We start from the raw sequence: 15,948 nt of genomic DNA, 5'->3' as shown, positions 1-15,948 counted from the left end.
ACGCCGCGGCTGCTACCGGAAGCTCCACGGCTGCGGCTGGTCCATGCGGGCGCGGAGGCCCTCCTCCCAGCGGACGAGCCGCGGCGTGAGCCACGCCGCCCCCGTGGCCAGCGCGACGCCGGCGACCACGTCGACCGCGTAGTGCCAGCGGAGGAGCATGGTGGAGATGATGATGTTGAAGGAGAAGAACGCGGCCACCACGGCCAGCCAGAAGAGGCGCCGGTCCGTGCGCGCGCGGTGGAACGTGTACAGGGCGAACCAGAGCGGCGCGGCCGTGTGCAGGGAGGGAAAGACGTCCTTCATGGCGCCGCCGGCCTGCACGATGCTGCTCACGCACCCCCAGAAGAAGCCGCCGTCGAGCGGCCCCTGATAGAGGTGGCTCAGCGCCTGGATCGGGCCGTACGCCGGGACCGCCATGTAGCCGAGCTGGCCAACGCAGTAGACGATCGACGTGCCGACCGCGTACTCGGTGGTGCCGCGGCCGGGGCGGGCCACCCAGACCGCCAGCACCATCGAGGTGAAGCAGATGAAGAAGTAGCTGAAGTAGAAGAAGGAGAACCACTCGACGACGGGGCGCGTGTTGAAGCGCTCCATCCAGAGCGCCGGCTCGAACCGGAACAGGAGGAGGTCGAGCTGGAGGAGCTCCGCGTCGAGGCTGTCGCTCCGGACCGTCGGCAGGATGTTCCGGAGCGAGAGGTAGTTGAGGAGGAACGTGCCGACGAGCGAGAGCCGGTAAACCACGCTCCGCAGCAGGCGAGGCACGAACGTCGCGCGGCGCACGAACACGCAGATGGACACGAGCGCGGCGATGGCGGCCAGATTGTGGTGCACGCACTGCGCTTGCACCTCGGAGGGCGGCGCGCCGAGCAGGCAGACCGTCGTCACGACGAGGTAGCCGATGAGGATCGCGTCCTGCAGGGCGAACACGGCGACCAGGCCGCGCAGCGCGTCCTTCAGGAGCGCGCCAGGGCGCTCGACGTCGACCAGGCCCCGGGAGCCGGCGACCTTATCACAGTCCGTTGTCAGCCTCTCTTGCATACGGGAATGTTCCAGGGATGGCGTGATGCGCGCGTGGGTCGCCTACGTCCGTTGCGTCCGTTGCGTCAGGTCGCTCTGTATCACGTGTGGCGTCGCCGTGACATCCGTGACGAGCGCGCGTGCACCTGGAGAGCAACTCGGAGGCCACGCGGACGTCGAGTTTTTGACGGGCTGCTTCGCGTCGCGCGTCGGCCGCAGGCGCCGCGGCGCGCGCCGGAGCGACGCGCGCCGCGGCCGCGCGCGCGTGCGAACGCGCAGCGCGCCGCTTCGCGCGTGCGAACGCGGCGACGCAGCGGCGCGGCTCCTTCGCGTCCCGCCGTGCGCTTTCGCCTTCTGATGCGCACTGGCGAGCTCCGGACCGCGCAGAATCTGCGCGACAGCAGCTCCGCAGGATCTGCGCGCTCGACGTACCCACCGCGCCTGTCGGACGCCGGTGATGCGGAGATGACGATCGCGAGCAGCGCAATGTCAACCTGCCGACGGCGCGCCCGGGCCAGCGTCGCTCCGCGGCCTGCGTGTCGCGCTGCGCGCCCCCCGAGCGGCGTGCACCTCGTGCCTGACGATCGGCCTTGAGCGGCGTGGCCGTCGCGGTCAGGACGCGCGGCTGCTCTCGATCGTCGAGGCCCACGCGCGCTCGCCCCGGCGATCCTGATGGCGGCATGGCGCCGTTGACGATGCCGCGGTGCGATGTCGTGCGGTGTCGCGCAGTGGAGCGCGATGGTGGGTTGAGGCGGGGTGAGGCGACGCGGATGACTTTCCCGACTTCCCACCTTCTCGTCTTCTTTTGCGATCTCTCCGGTCGAACGGCGGCGCACCGCCGGCCGCGCGGCGCCGACGGGAGCGCGGCCAGCCGCCTCGTCAGCGCGACGGCGAGCGCTGAAGGCCAGACGAAACGCGCTGAGCTCGCGGGCTCGGGCGCGTCCGCTCGCCGCGGATCTCGGCGGCGCGAGGCCGCGGACGAGGCGCGATGGCCCGCGCGCCCACGGCCGGTGGGGCAGTCTGCCGCGACGCAGATCTCCTGCTGAAAACCTGGATCGGCCAGGCTGAGCAGCGCGCCTCGCGAGCTGAGCGGCGCAGAAGCCGCCGCGATCGGCGATCTGCGTCGCGACGCCTTTGCGCCGACGCGCACCGTTGTCGTTCGCCCTGGGCGAGACGCCCCCGGGGCGACCGCGGGCTCGCGCGGCGATCCCGGGGAGCTCTCGCTGGATCCGCGCCAAAGAGGCCCGATTTCCATGGGTTCTTCTCCATGGCATCCACGTTGCAGTCACCCCTCCTGCCGACATCGTTCAGCGAAGATCGGACGGGGTGCCGCAGCTGCGTTGTCCCGCGCCGGCGCCGAGCGATGCGCCAGACACCAAGGAGACCTATCATGGCACAGCAACAAGGGCAGAGCAGCAGTCGTGGGTTCGCGGCGATGGACCAGAAGCAGCAGCGTGCCATCGCGAGCATGGGTGGCAAGGCCGCGCACGAGAAGGGCACAGCCCACGAGTTCAGCTCCGAGGAGGCCCGCGCCGCGGGCCGCAAGGGCGGCGCTGCCGTGAGCCGGAACCGCGAGCACATGGCCGCGATCGGCCGCAAGGGCGGCGCTGCCGTGAGCCAGAACCGCGGGCACATGGCCCAGATCGGCCGCAAGGGCGGCGAGGCGCGCGGCGACGGCTCGAGCAACGCGAGCGCCGCGCAGGCCGAAGGCGAGCGCGAGCAGGGCGGCAACCACGAGCAGCACGTCCAGGCCGGGCAGCAGAGCCACGAGGCCCACTGATCGGCGGTGCTGCCGGCGGCCGCCGGCGCGCGGGTACGCGCGGCAGCTGGACTCGCCAGCTGCTCGCGCGCACCGCGCCGCGGAGCTCGACGGAGCTCCGCGCGGCCGTTCGAGGACGTCAGGGCGAGAGGGTGACGAGGAAGACGTCGCCGTTGTTGCGATCGCGCGCGGGCGCGCTGTGCTCGAGCGCGGGGAGGCCTCCGCCGAGCTCGAGCCGCTCTCCGAAGAAGAGGCCCGCCACCACCGTGTTTCCGCCGGCGGTGACCGCCTGCGCGGTGGCGTACGAGAAGAACTGATCCCGGTAGACATCGGACCAGAGCTCCTCGGAGAAGTCCGGGCTGAGCTTCGCGACGAACGCGTCGCCCGACGAGGGCGCGCCGACCGAGACGGGCTCTCCGCCGAGCGAGAGCGACGCCGTGAAGTAGCCGCTCAGCACGTGGTTGCCCCAGGGATCCTGCGAGAAGCCCCAGACGAACTCGTCGCCGTCGGACAGGAACGAGCGCGCGGCGAGCGGCTCGCCCGCCGCGGCGTCGAGCCGGGCGACGTAGAGGTCGTATCCCGCCGCCTCGGTGTGCTCGACGTCGATGGAGCCGACCTGGAACGGCGCCCGGTGGTTGCCGAGGACCACGGGGTGGCCGTCGATGCCGACGCTGACGTACTTCGCGTACTGCTCGCCGGCGGCGCCCAGCGGGCGCGCCCAGACCAGGCTGCCCGACGCCAGATCGAGCCGGAAGGCGAGCCCGTCGATGCTGTAGATCGGCTCGCCGCCGCCCCCGGCGCCTCCGGCGCCCGACGTCACGCCGCTGACGGCGCTCTCCAGGAGCTGGTCGTCGAGCTGGAGCCGGCCGCCGAACGCGCCGGCCACGTAGAGGGCCGGGCCGCTGACCGCGAGGCTGGCGAGGCGCTGCCAGCTCTCGATGGACCCGAACCGCTTGCTCCAGAGGTGGCCGCCGGCGGCGTCGAGCTTCGCGACGACGGCGCCGTCGCTGCCGGTGCCGGTGAGCTCGGCCCCGGGATCCTCGCTGAAGTTGATGGCGCCGTCGGCGACGCCGAGGACCACGATCTCGTCCTCGGCGGTGACGGCCACGGCCGAGGCGTACTGGTCGAGCGCGTCGCCGAAGCGCTTGCTGAAGAGGTGGTTGCCGTCGGGGTCGAGCTTGGCGACGAAGATGTCGCGCTCGCCGGCGCTCACGAGCGCCGTGCTCGGGTCCGCGCCGAAGTTGAGGGTCCCCTCGAACTCGCCGGCGATAACGATGTTGCCGCTCGAATCCGTGGCCACCGCGATCGCGTACTGATCGGACGCGTCGCCGAAGCGCTTGCTCCAGACGTGGCCCCCGGCCGGGTCGAGCTTCACCACGAAGATATCGTGTTGGCCCGCGCTCTCGAGGCGGTCGGCGTCACCGCCGAAGTTGATCGCGGTCTGGAAGCCGCCGACCAGGACGACGTTCTCGCCCTGATCCGCCGCGATCGCCTCGACGCGCTCGCCCCTCTCCTCGCCGGCGCTGGCGCCCCAGAGCGCGTCCCCGAGGAACTCGGGCGGCTCGCCGCCGCCGCCTTCGCCGCCGCTGCCGCCCGCGCCGCCGCTGCCGCCCGCGCCGCCCGCGCCGCCGCTGCCGCCCGCGCCGCCCGCGCCGCCGACGCCGCCCGCGCCGCCGACGCCGCCCGGCCCGGTGCCGCCGGTGCCGCCCGCGCCGCCGAAGCCGCCGACGCCGCCCGGCCCGGTGCCGCCGGTGCCGCCCGCGCCGCCTTGCCCGCCCGCGCCGCCAGCGCCGCCTTGCCCGCCGGCGCCGCCCGCGCCGCCGGCGCCTCCCGCGCCGCCGGCGCCGCCCTCTCCACCTTGCCCGCCCGCGCCGCCAGCGCCGCCAGAGCCGCCTTGCCCGCCGGATCCACCTTGCCCGCCCGCGCCACCGTCGCCGCCGCTGCCGCCCGCGCCCCCGTCCCCGCCGACGCCGCCCTGCCCGCCGAGACCGCCGTCGCCGCCCTCGCCGCCGCCGCTCGACGAAGCGGTGGTGCCGTCGTCAGGCTCCGAGTCGCAGCCGCCGCAGCCCACGGGGAGCCCCATGCTCGTCAGCAGAGCAATCTGGGCCACTCTCGTCATGAAGCGCTCTCTCATCATTCCTCCATGTCTCGACGAAGAACCCTCGCCGCGGGGCGTTCGGTGGAGCCAAGGATGGTCCGGTACCCATCTCTGTGGGTTGTCGAACGTCCTATCCGCTGTGTCGTGAAGCTGGAGTACGCGTGCGCGCCGTTCGAATCAACAGCTGTCTCGGCGAAATCCAGGGCGACAACCTGCTACCTCCGGTTCCGCCTCCACGGCACGTCCCGATTCCACAGCGCGCCCCTCGCGAGCGCGACGCGCCCCGACAGCGCGCCGCGGTTCGCCTCGATCGCGCACCCGCGCGTCGCTCCCTCGCAGCGATGCGCGCCGGCCCTCGACGCGCGGTCGCCCCGCCCGGTGCAGCTTTGTCCCATTGTGGCGGAATGCCTCAGCGCGCGCACGCGCGAAGACGCCGCGTTGGCGGCCGTACGCGCCGTGCGCGCCGTGCGGGGCGGCGAGCGGACCACGGTACGCGATCTGCATCGTCCAGCAGCCTGATGCAGACGGCTTGGCTTCGGAGCGCGACGATCCTCGGTGCGCTCGCGCTCTCCGCGTGCAGCGGCGACAAGAGCCGCGCGCGGGAGAGCGCCGGCGCGCCCGAGGGCGGCGTCGCGCCGCCGGCCGCCGCGCCGCAGCCGGGCGCGCCGGAGGACGCGGCGCGCGGCAGCGCCGGGCCGAAGCAGGCATCGCCGTTTCGCGTGGCCACCTACAACGGCGGGCTCGCGATGGGCGTGCTCAAATACGTCGACGAGCGGGCGGAGCCGCTCATCCGCGCGCTCGCCGAGCAGCCCGTGGACCTGCTCTGCGTGCAGGAGTTCTGGCTCGAGGAGCACTGGCAGCAGCTCGTCTCCGCCACGTCCAGCGCCCTGCCGCACACCTTCCGGCTGCCCCCGGGCCACGAGGACGGCGGCTGCACGCAACAGGAGACCGATCCGCTCGTCGCGTGCGCGGCGAAGAGCTGCGCCGGCCTCACCCAGCACGCCTTGCTCCCGTGCCTCCTCCAGAGCTGCTCGGCGAGGCTCACCAGCCTGTCGCCCGACTGCTTCAACTGCCTCTCCGCGAACCCGCGGCAGGGGCCTGACGAGCTTGCTCGAGCGTGCCTTCGCACACGCACGAACAGCGCCGCCGGCGCGCGTCCCCCCGCGCGCGCCGGCGGCGCGGTGGCCGTGGAGGCCTACGCCGGGGCCTCCGGCACCGCCATCCTGACGAACGCCGAGATCCTCGAGCGCGACGCGCTGGTGCTCCCGTCCGCGATCGATCGGCGCGCCGTGCTCTATGCCCGGATCTCGCCCCCTTCCCTCGGCGAGCTCCACGTCTTCTGCACCCACCTCACGGCGAGCCTGGAGGGCGTCCCGCACCCCCGCAACACGTCGTGGCAAAAGGACCAGTCCGCGCAGATCGACGCGCTCCTCGACTACATCGATCGCAAGACGGGCGGCCGCGGCGCGACCGCGCTGCTCGGCGATCTCAACACCGGCCCCGCCAAAGCGCCCTCGATCTCGGCGCGCCTGCCCGCCCATTACGACCGGCTGCTCGCGCGCGGCTTCGTGAACCCCTACGCGTCCCAGGAGGACGCGAAGTGCACGTATTGCTTCGACAACCCCCTCGACGGGGGCAAGGGCACCCGCGGGCTGCTCATCGATCACGTGCTGCTGCGCGGCTTCGAGGGCGACGCGCACGGGGCCCAGATCATGCGGTCGAGCCTCACGATCGAGGCGGGCAAGAAGAAGGTGAAGAGCGGCTTCTCCGACCATTACGGGCTGCTCGTCACCCTGTCGAGGCGCGACACATGACGCGCCCGGGCGCCCTTCTTCACCACCCCTCCCGGGGGCAGAGCGGCGCCGCGCCTCGCGCGAGGCGGGCGAGACGATCGATTGACGACCGATGACCGAGACCGAGCGCCGGGATGCAGCCCTCGGCGTCCACACGCGGAGCGTTTATGACGGAGCGAGCCTACGATAAGAACACCGTCTGGACCCACGCCGTCCTCCCTCCCATGGCCCCCCTCGCGACCGATCACACGGCGGACGTGTGCGTGGTGGGCGCCGGGATCGCCGGGCTGACGACGGCGTATCTCCTCGCCAAGGCGGGCAAGCGCGTCATCGTCCTCGACAACGGCGCGGTCGGCGGGGGCGAGTCGGGCCTCACCACCGCGCACATCACCCACGCGCTCGACCGGCGCTGGGCCTCGCTCGCGAAGCTCCACAACGTGAGCCACCTGCGCCTCGCCGCGCGCAGCCACACGATGGCCATCGACACGATCGAGCGCATCGTCAAGGAAGAGGAGATCGACTGCGACTTCCGGCGCCTCCACGGCTATCTCTTCGCGGCCCCGGGGTCGCCGCCGATGACGCTCCGCGACGAGATCGAGGCCGCGCACCGCGCCGGGCTGGGCTCGGTCCATTACGTCGACCGGGCGCCGCTCGTCGATTTCGACACGGGCCCCGCGGTCTGTTTCCCCGATCAGGCGCAATTTCACATTCGCAGGTACCTCGCGGGGCTATCGCGGGCGATCGAGCGCGACGGCGGCAAGCTCTACACGCTGGCGCACGTGGTCGACGTCGACGAGGACGCGGCCCCGCACAAGGTGGTCGTCAAGACCGCGCGGGGCCTCCAGGTGGTCGCGAGCGAGGCCGTGCTCGCCACGAACTCGCCGTTCATCCCGCGCATCAGCGTGCACATGAAGCAGGCCGGATACCGGACCTACGCCATCGGCCTGCGCGTGCCCCGGGACGCCGTCGCGCCGGGCCTCTACTGGGACACGGCCGATCCGTTCCATTACGTCCGCGTGGCCAACGTCGACGGCGCGGACGGCCCGTACGAGGTGCTGATCGTGGGCGGAGAGGACCACAAGACGGGCCAGGCCAGCGACGCAGACCAGCGGTACGCGCGGCTCGAGGCGTGGGCGAGGGAGCGCTTCGCGCAGGCCGGCGAGGTGCTGCACCGCTGGTCCGGCGAGGTGATGGAGACGGTCGACGGGCTCGCCTACATCGGCCGCGTCAGGCGGGACTCGAGGATCCTGATCTCCACGGGCGACTGCGGCAACGGCATGACGCACGGGACCATCGCCGGGCTCGTGATCTCGGATCTCGTGCAGGGCCGGGAGAACCGGATGGCGTCGCTCTTCGATCCCACGCGCGTCAACCTGAGCGCGGCCGCCGTCTCGGAGTACGTGAAGGAGAACGTCAATGTCGCCTGCCAGTACGCCTCGTGGCTCGGCAAGGGCGATGTCGGCGACGCGGCGCAGATCGCGCCGGGCAGCGGCGCCGTCGTGCGCAGGGGTCTCAAGAAGCTCGCCGTCTACCGCGATCCGCAGGGGCAGCTCCACGAGATGTCGGCCATGTGCTCCCACCTCGGCGGCATCGTGTCGTGGAACCCCGCGGAGCGCAGCTGGGACTGCCGCTGTCACGGCGCCCGGTTCGACGCCATGGGCCGCGTCCTCCGCGGCCCGGCGACGGCCGATCTCGCGCCGGTCGCGCCGAGCGAGGCGCCCGCCGGCGCCGGAGAATCGGTGACGCCGAAAGCCACGCCCGAGGTCGTCGCCGTCCCGGTGTCGGCCGTGAACCTGCCCCAGAGTCGCCCGGCCACCTGATCGGCGAGCGCCGCGCGCGAGATGCGATGAGCGCCATGCGCGCGCCACGACGAATCGAGCCTGCCATCGGCGCGTGAGCGCCAGGCGCGCTTGCGCGCGACGCGCCGCGTGAGGGCGCAGTTGACCCCCGCGCGAGCCGCGTGCGAGCATGACCGGGTGGTCCGGGAGGGTTCCCGGCGGCTTGGTGATGAGATGAATTTCCTGCGCCCTCGTGCCCCCCGCGCCGCGGGCATCGCCTTGGCTGTCCTCTCGGTCGCGATGGCGCTCCCGGCGCGGGCCGAGCCCTCGGCGGCCGATCGACAGACCGCGCGGACGCTCCTCATCGAGGGGCGCAAGAAGCGCGACGCGGGGGACGTGGCGGCCGCCCGCGCGGATTTCCAGGCCGCCCACGCGCTCGTCCGCGCCCCCACGACGGGGCTCGATCTGGCGCGCGCGGACGAGGCGCTGGGCCACCTGCTCGAGGCCCGGGAGACGGCGTACGAGGTCGTCCACCTGCCCCTCGGGAAGGACGAGCCCCCGGCGTTCACGCAGGCGCGGGCGGCGGCCGCGGCGCTGGTCGAGCAGCTCGACGCGCGCATCCCGTCGCTCGTGCTGCGCGTCGAGGGCGCGTCGCTGGACCAGATCGATGCGCGGGTGGACGGCCAACCGATCCCCCGCGCGGCGCTCCCGTACCCCCGCAAGCTCAACCCCGGTCGCCACGAGGTGGTGGTGACGGCGCCCGGCTTCCAGACCGAGCGGCGCGAGGTCACGCTGAAGGAGGCCGAGCGCGCGCCGGTGGAGGTCCGCATCGCCCTCGTCCCCGGGCGCGGGCCCGCGGCCGAGGCCGGCGCCGCAGGCCAGCCGCCGCCCGAGACCGCGCCCGCGGAGGCGCGCGCGCCGGTGCCGCTGTGGGCGTGGGCGGCGGGCGGCGTGGGGCTCGCGGCGCTCGCGGGGAGCGTGGCGTTCGCGGTCGACCACGCGGCCGCGCGCGACCGGGTCGAGCAGGACTGCCCCGGGTCCGTGTGCGATCGGCGCGTGTACGACCTCGAGAGCATGGAGGCGCTCCGGGCGCGGTGGAACCGGAGCCTCGGGCTGTCGGTGACGCTCGGCGCGATCGGCGTCGCCGGCGTCGGCGCGGCGCTCGGCGGCATCCTCCTGCGGCCCAGGACGGGCGACGAGCGGGCGGCGGGGTCGCTCGTGCCGCTCGTGACCCCCACGGCGCGGGGCGTGGTGTGGCAGGGGGCGTTCTGATGATGGCGCACGATGTCAGGGCGGCTTCGGCCGCGGCGGCGCTCGGCTTCGTGGCGCTGGGCGGCGCGGCGCTCGGCTGCGCGCCGGAGCTCAGCCTCTCGGCCGCGACGACGGGCTCGGGCGGCGCCGGGGGCGCGGGCGGCGCGGGAGGCGAGGGCGGCGCGCCGCCGGCGGGCGGCGAGGTGCAGTGGGCGCGCGCGCTCGGGGGCGACGGGGAGCAGGCCGGGGCGAGCGTGGCCGTCGCGGACGACCGCAGCGCGGCGCTCCTCGGCCGGCTCACGGCGGCGGAGGGCGTGGCCCTCGACGACGAGCGCGTGACGCCGATCGGCGTGGAGAACGTCTTCTGGGCGCGGCTCTCGGCGAGCGACGGGGCGGGGCTCGGGCTGAAGCGCTTCGGGGCGTTCGACCCGCAGATCGTGAACGCGGTCGCGCCGGACGGGAACGAGGGCCTGCTCCTGGCGGGGGAGTTCTCGGGCAAGCTGGAGTTCGGCGGCGCGCCGCGGACGAGCGCCGGCGGGCGGGACGGCTACGTCGCGCGGCTCGACGCCGAGGGGCGGGAGCTGTGGCTGCAGCCGCTCGGGGGCATCGGCTTCCAGGCGGCGACGGGCGTGGCGGCGATCGCGGCGGGGCGCCTGGTCGTGGCCGGCCGCTTCTCGGGCGCGCTGAGCGTCGGCGAGGACCGGCTCCAGAGCGCCGGCGGCAGCGACGTGTTCGTGGCGAGCTTCGACGCCGACGGGACGCCGCTCTGGAGCGCGCGGTTCGGCGACGGCTTCGATCAGCAGGCCCGCGCCGTGGCGATGGACGAGCGCGGCAACGCGATCGTGGTCGGCGACTTCGCCGGGACGCTCGATCTCGGCGGCGATCCGCTGGAGAGCGCGGGGGATCTCGACGTGTTCGTGGCGAGCTTCGACGCGCTCGGCAAGCACCGCTGGAGCAAGCGCTTCGGCGACGCGGGGCTGCAGCGGGCCAGGGCCGTGGCGGTGGACGGCGCGGGCAACGTGATCGTGGGCGGGGAGCTCAGCGGGGCGATCGACCTCGGCGGGGGGCCGCGGGTGGCGCGGGTGGCGGGGGACCGGCCGGCGGTGTTCGTGGCGAAGCTCGATGCGAAGGGCGGGCACCTCTACAGCCGGGTCCTCGGCGAGCAGGGCGCGACGCTGGGGCAGCTGCTCGTCGACGGGACGGGGGACGTGCTCGTGGCGGGGGGGTTCCGCGGCGAGGCGTCGCTCGCGTCGGGGCCCGTGAGGAGCGCGGGCGGCGACGATGTGTTCGTGGCCAAGCTCGATCCGGAGGGCGGCTTCCGGTGGAGCCACCGCTTCGGCGGGGCGGGCGCGGACCGGGCGACGGGGGTGGCCATCGACCGGGAGCGGAGGGTGTTCGTCACGGGGGCGTTCACCGGGACGGTGGAGTTCGGGGAGAAGCAGCTCGAGGGCGGCGAGGGCACGGACGTGTTCGTGACCAAGCTGTCGCCGTGAAGCGGCGTTCGCCAGGAAGGATGGAGGCGCGATGATGCGTGCGGGGAAGAAGGGCGTGCGGTCGCGCGGGCGACGGTTGGCGATGGGGCTCGCGGCGGGGGTGATCGGGGTGATGCTGCCGGTCGCGGGGTGGGCGGAGGTGGATCAAGATTCCGACGGGATCGCAGATCCGATCGACAACTGCCCGTTGCTGCCAAATCCGGAACAGGAGGACTCCGATGGAGACGGGCTCGGCGACGCCTGTGACAACTGCCCCTCCGTGTCCAATCCGGCCCAGGAGAACCTCGACGACGACGCGCCCGGGGACGCCTGCGACGACGACTTCGACGGCGACGGCGTCCCCAACGACGCCGACAACTGCGAGAGCCTGCAAAACCCGGATCAGACGGACTCCGATGGAGACGGCATCGGGGACCCCTGTGACGACAACACCTCTGCGCCGGACGACGATGGCGATGGTGTCGCCAACGAGGTCGACAACTGTCCCTCCGTGGCGAACCCGCGCCAGGAGGACCGGGACGACGACAAGCTCGGCGACGTCTGCGACAACTGCCCCGTGACGCAGAATCCGAACCAGGAGGACAGCGACGGCGACGGCGTGGGCGACTTCTGCGAGCCCGACGTCGACGCGGACGGCGACGGGCTCGTCAACGCCGAGGACAACTGCCCTGCGGAGCGGAACCCGGACCAGACGAACACGGACGGCGACAGCCTCGGGGACGCCTGCGATCCGGACAGCGACGACGACGGCCTGCTCGACGGGGAGGACAACTGCCCACTCGCGTCGAACATCTTCCAGGAAGATACGGACGCCGACGGCGCCGGCGACGCCTGCGAGGACGACGACGACAACGACGGTATCGCGGACGAGAGGGACAACTGCCCCTTCGTGTCGAACCAAGATCAGACGGACGGCGACGCCGACGGCCGCGGCGACGCCTGCGACCTCGGCGCGGACGCCGACGGCGACGGCGACGGCATCCCGAACGAGGCCGACAACTGCCCGGAGGTCCCGAACCCCGATCAGACGGACGCGGACGATGACGGCACGGGCAACGCCTGCGAGGACACCGACGGCGACGGCCTGACCGACGCGGCGGACAACTGCGACGAGGAGCCGAATCCCGAACAGACCGACAGCGACGGCGACGGGCAGGGCGACGCCTGCGACGGGGACGACGACGGCGACGGCGTGCCCGACGAGACGGACAACTGCGACGCGGTCCCGAACGCCGATCAGGCCGACGGCGACGGCGACGATCAGGGCGACGCCTGCGATGTCGATGACGAGGACGACGACGATGACGGCGTCCAGGACGGCGACGACAACTGCCCGCTGGGGGCCAACGCGGATCAAGCCGACGCCGACGCCGACGGGATCGGCGACGTCTGCGACGGAGACGGAGGCGGCGCCGGCGGCGGGACGGGCGGCGGCGGGCAGACCCCGGAGCCGGAGGTCTCGTCGGGCCTGGTCTGCGCGATGCAGCGAGGCGAGGGCGGCGGCGCGCTCGTCGGCCTCGCGGCGTTCCTCGCGGGCGCGCTCGGCCTGGGCTCCCGCCGGCGTCGCGGCCGCGCGGCGTGATCGCCGCCGCGCGGAGCTTCGGCGCAGCGGCCGTGAAGGGCTGCCGGCGCGCGGCAGCACGGTCAGCCGGACGTGAGTGCGGTCGAGGTCGAATTACACCAAGACCATAGCGCTCGATCCTATCCCGGTTGGATGAGCGAAGGAACCACCGAGGCACAGAGGAGAGAACCAAGAAACGCTGTGTCCTCTGTGCCTCGGTGTTCCCAATTCCTCCCCATCGCACAACCAGCAAGAACGAAAGACGCGAGCGCTCGCTCGGCGACTACCCGGGAATTGCTGCAAGCACGGGGTGGGTCATGACCCCACGCCGGTTCCGGGCGGGCTCGGCCGCTTTCCCGATCTGAGCATTTTTCTGAGCCGTGGCTGCGCGGCGGTGTAACTGCTCCGACTGAACGCGCCGGACGCTCGCTCCGCAGCCCGCGCTGCGGGTGGGTCGTCCGGAGCCACCTTTGGAGACACCATGCGCCTAGCTCTCCCGCTCTCTCTTTCGTTGCTGACCACCCTGTTCGGGCTCACGTTCGGCGCCGGCTGTAGCGATGGCGTCGTCGATGGCGCCGCCCCGTCCGGCGGCGCAGGCGCGGGCGACAGCGGCGGCGGCGCCGCGAGCGGCGGGGGCAGCGCCAGCGGCGGCGGCAGCGCGAGCGGCGGCGGCAGCGCCAGCGGCGGCGGTGGGGCCGGGGCGGGCACCGGCGCCGCGGGCGGCGGCGGCATCCCGACCCCGACGACCCCCGTCACGTGCCAGGGCAAGATGTACCAGTGCGGGGATCTCATCGACAACGACGAGGACGGGCTCCTCGACGCGCAGGACCCGGACTGCCTCGGCGCGTGCGACAACACCGAGGACAGCTACTACGGCGGGATCCCCGGGCAGGCAGGGCCGGCGTGCACCGTCGATTGCTACTTCGACCAGGACTCCGGGTCCGGCAACGACGATTGCCACTGGAACCATCAGTGCGATCCGAACGAGGTCGCGCCCGACTATCACCCCGAGTCGATCAACGGGACGATGTGCGCGTACAACCCCGCGGCCTCGACGCCGGGCGCCCAGGGCAGGAGCTGCAGCCAGCTCAATCGGGAGCAGTCGGATACCTGCCACGATGTCTGCGGTCCGCTCACGCCGAACGGCTGCGACTGCTTCGGCTGCTGCGAGCTGCCCGCGGGCAGCGGCCTCTACGTCTGGCTCGGCTCCGACGCCGACGGCACCGGCCAAGGCTCGTGCTCGCGCGACGGCATCTCCGACCCGAGCCGCTGCGAGCCGTGCACGCCCGTGGACGCCTGCCTCAACGAGTGCGGCCACTGCGAGCTGTGCCTCGGCAAGGACACGCTGCCCGCCGACTGCTTCGAGACCGGCACCGGCGCCGGCGGCGGAGGGGCCGGCGGCGGCGCGGCCGGCAGCGGCGGTGACGGGGTCGGCGGCGGCGCCGCGGGGAGCGGCGGCGGCGACCCGGAAGGCCAGTGCGCGCCGGGAGTCCAGCCGTGCGGGCTCGCCGGCCAGGACCCTTGTGCCGCCGATTACTACTGCATCACGGGCTGCTGCCAGCCGGTCGTGAAGTAGCACCGATAAGCACGGGATCTCCCTGGATTCCAGGCCAGGGAGTGGGCCCTGAAGAGCGCTGAAGACACGGAGGTTTGTTACAACTCTCCTCTGTGTCCGCGGCGCCTCCGTGGTGTATTGCCTCCGTGCGAGCCGGAGACGAGCTTGGGGGGGACGCAGCGCTGACCGCCCGCGAGCTGAGACATTGTGTCTGCGGTGACGAAACATCGTTTGAAAGGAGACGAGTCGATGAGGATGCGCTCGATGGCTGTTGGGATGCTCTGCGCCTCGCTGGGGATGGGGTGTGGCGGCGACGACGAGGATCAGCCGAAGAGCTGCTCGGTGGCCGAGCAGACGGGGTGCACCGCGACGCAGGTGTGCGAGGAGGTGGAGGGCGCCGAGCCCGCCTGCTTCGATCCGGTGACCCTGAAGGGCCGCGTCTACAACTCGCTCGACGACAAGGGCATCGCGGGCGCGCGCGTGCTCGCCCGGGACGCGAACGACGCCGTGATCTCCCGGGTCGCGGTCACCGGCGCCGACGGCAGCTACGAGCTCGCCGTGCCCGCGCGGCGCGACGCCAGCGGGGCGCCGGTCAAGACCGACGTCACGCTGCGCGCCGACGCGCTCGCTTACGAGACCTTCCCGAAGGCGCCGCGGGTCGCGCTGCCCATCGACCTCTCGACCGCGTCGGGCAAGCCGCTCGGGATCGCGTCGGCGGCCACCGAGATCGCGCTGTTGCCGCTGCCCGAGAGCGACGGGCTCGGCTCCATCTCCGGGGTCGTCCGCGCCGACCAGCCCGGCGGGACGCTGCTCGTCGCGGGCGGCGCCACCGGCGCGGCCGATCTCGACGGCAGCTACGCGATCTTCAACGTGCCCGCGGGCGAGGTCACGGTGAAAGGCTACGGCGCCGGCCTCGCGCTCGACACGGCGAGCGCGACCGTCAGCGCGGGCAAGGAGACGGCCGGCGTGGATCTGCACGAGACCGGAGAGGCCACGGCGGTCGTGAGCGGCAAGGTCGAGATCGTGAACGCGCCCGGCGGGAGCGCGACCTCGGTCATCCTGGTCGTGGCCGATACGTTCGACGAGATGACCGCCCGCGGCGAGACGCCGCGCGGGCTCCGGCAGGGCGACGTGACCGGCGAGTTCTCGATCGACGGGGTGCCCGACGGCGAGTACGTCATCCTCGCCGCCTTCGAGAACGACGCGCTCGTGCGGGATCCCGACACGTCGATCGGCGGGACCGAGATCGTGCGCATCACGGTCTCCGGCGAGGATCTGCTGGTGCAGGAGTCGTTCAAGGTGACGGGCGCGCTCGCCGTCGCCTCGCCCGGCGCGAGCTCGCTCGAGGAGGTGAGCGGGACACCGACGTTCGTCTTCGAGGACGACTCCAGCGAAGATCTCTACGAGGTGATGCTGTTCGACGCGCTCGGGGCGAAGATCTGGGAGAACCTCGAGGTGCCCAAGGTGTCGGGGAGCGAGAACGTCTCTGTCGAGTACGACGGTCCGGCGCTGGTGCCGGGGATGATCTATCAATTCAGGGCCACCTCGAAGAAGGCCTCGACGCCCATCTCGCAGACCGAGGACCTGAAGGGCGTCTTCCTCTACAAGTGATCGGACATCCGTGATGGCGCGGGCGCGCGCCG

General features: G+C 73.0%; 10 protein-coding genes. 8 read left to right on the top strand and 2 right to left on the bottom strand.

Features of this window, described 5'->3' with window-relative positions:
• Nucleotides 1-12 precede the first annotated feature (12 nt).
• A complete protein-coding gene (locus WME83_RS15695; protein WP_437320089.1) occupies nucleotides 13-1,038 on the bottom strand; it encodes a phosphatase PAP2 family protein in 1,026 nt (341 codons plus the stop codon).
• A gap of 1,369 nt (nucleotides 1,039-2,407) precedes the next feature.
• On the opposite strand from WME83_RS15695, the gene WME83_RS15690 reads away from it, so the two are divergent.
• A complete protein-coding gene (locus WME83_RS15690) occupies nucleotides 2,408-2,797 on the top strand; it encodes a KGG domain-containing protein (protein ID WP_437320088.1) in 390 nt (129 codons plus the stop codon).
• 118 nt (nucleotides 2,798-2,915) lie between these two features.
• Here WME83_RS15690 and WME83_RS15685 read toward each other — a convergent pair whose 3' ends face one another.
• Nucleotides 2,916-4,895, bottom strand: coding sequence for a PE-PGRS family protein (locus WME83_RS15685; RefSeq protein WP_437320087.1), 1,980 nt, complete (start codon nucleotides 4,893-4,895; stop codon nucleotides 2,916-2,918).
• A 497-nt stretch (nucleotides 4,896-5,392) separates the two neighbouring features.
• Between WME83_RS15685 and WME83_RS15680 the strand changes: the two genes are divergently transcribed.
• The 7 genes from WME83_RS15680 to WME83_RS15650 all read left to right on the top strand — a co-directional run bounded on the left by WME83_RS15680 (nucleotide 5,393) and on the right by WME83_RS15650 (nucleotide 15,916).
• Complete coding sequence (locus WME83_RS15680) at nucleotides 5,393-6,688, top strand: endonuclease/exonuclease/phosphatase family protein (protein ID WP_437320086.1); 1,296 nt, start codon at nucleotides 5,393-5,395, stop codon at nucleotides 6,686-6,688.
• Between the two features lie 146 nt (nucleotides 6,689-6,834).
• On the top strand, nucleotides 6,835-8,487 hold the full coding sequence (locus WME83_RS15675; protein ID WP_437320085.1) for an FAD-dependent oxidoreductase: 1,653 nt from the start codon (nucleotides 6,835-6,837) through the stop codon (nucleotides 8,485-8,487).
• 237 nt (nucleotides 8,488-8,724) lie between these two features.
• Nucleotides 8,725-9,717: a hypothetical protein gene (locus WME83_RS15670; RefSeq protein WP_437320084.1), complete on the top strand. Its 993-nt coding sequence runs from the start codon at nucleotides 8,725-8,727 to the stop codon at nucleotides 9,715-9,717.
• On the top strand, nucleotides 9,717-11,189 hold the full coding sequence (locus WME83_RS15665; protein ID WP_437320083.1) for an SBBP repeat-containing protein: 1,473 nt from the start codon (nucleotides 9,717-9,719) through the stop codon (nucleotides 11,187-11,189). Before WME83_RS15670 ends, WME83_RS15665 begins: the two co-directional genes overlap by 1 nt.
• 31 nt (nucleotides 11,190-11,220) lie before the next feature.
• Entirely contained in the window at nucleotides 11,221-12,771 is a 1,551-nt protein-coding gene (locus tag WME83_RS15660) for a thrombospondin type 3 repeat-containing protein (RefSeq protein ID WP_437320082.1), read from the top strand.
• 460 nt (nucleotides 12,772-13,231) lie between these two features.
• Nucleotides 13,232-14,326, top strand: coding sequence for a hypothetical protein (locus WME83_RS15655; RefSeq protein ID WP_437320081.1), 1,095 nt, complete (start codon nucleotides 13,232-13,234; stop codon nucleotides 14,324-14,326).
• Nucleotides 14,327-14,569: 243 nt separating this feature from the next.
• Nucleotides 14,570-15,916, top strand: a complete 1,347-nt coding sequence (locus WME83_RS15650) for a hypothetical protein (protein WP_437320080.1) — start codon at nucleotides 14,570-14,572, stop codon at nucleotides 15,914-15,916.
• Nucleotides 15,917-15,948 lie beyond the last annotated feature (32 nt).

This window comes from Sorangium sp. So ce385 (assembly GCF_051474135.1).
Classification (GTDB): domain Bacteria; phylum Myxococcota_A; class Polyangia; order Polyangiales; family Polyangiaceae; genus Sorangium; species Sorangium cellulosum_D.
Note: the sequence above shows the minus strand (reverse complement) of the source record. Positions and strands in the feature narration are given on the sequence as shown.

Excerpts from the sequence above, each read along its gene's own strand:
- WME83_RS15660 (WP_437320082.1), top strand. The coding sequence starts at position 11,221 with ATGATGCGTGCGGGGAAGAAGGGCGTGCGGTCGCGCGGGCGACGGTTG.
- WME83_RS15665 (WP_437320083.1), top strand. The coding sequence starts at position 9,717 with ATGATGGCGCACGATGTCAGGGCGGCTTCGGCCGCGGCGGCGCTCGGC.
- WME83_RS15675 (WP_437320085.1), top strand. The coding sequence starts at position 6,835 with ATGACGGAGCGAGCCTACGATAAGAACACCGTCTGGACCCACGCCGTC.
- WME83_RS15650 (WP_437320080.1), top strand. The coding sequence starts at position 14,570 with ATGGCTGTTGGGATGCTCTGCGCCTCGCTGGGGATGGGGTGTGGCGGC.
- WME83_RS15680 (WP_437320086.1), top strand. The coding sequence starts at position 5,393 with ATGCAGACGGCTTGGCTTCGGAGCGCGACGATCCTCGGTGCGCTCGCG.
- WME83_RS15685 (WP_437320087.1), bottom strand. The coding sequence starts at position 4,895 with ATGACGAGAGTGGCCCAGATTGCTCTGCTGACGAGCATGGGGCTCCCC.
- WME83_RS15655 (WP_437320081.1), top strand. The coding sequence starts at position 13,232 with ATGCGCCTAGCTCTCCCGCTCTCTCTTTCGTTGCTGACCACCCTGTTC.
- WME83_RS15695 (WP_437320089.1), bottom strand. The coding sequence starts at position 1,038 with ATGCAAGAGAGGCTGACAACGGACTGTGATAAGGTCGCCGGCTCCCGG.
- WME83_RS15690 (WP_437320088.1), top strand. The coding sequence starts at position 2,408 with ATGGCACAGCAACAAGGGCAGAGCAGCAGTCGTGGGTTCGCGGCGATG.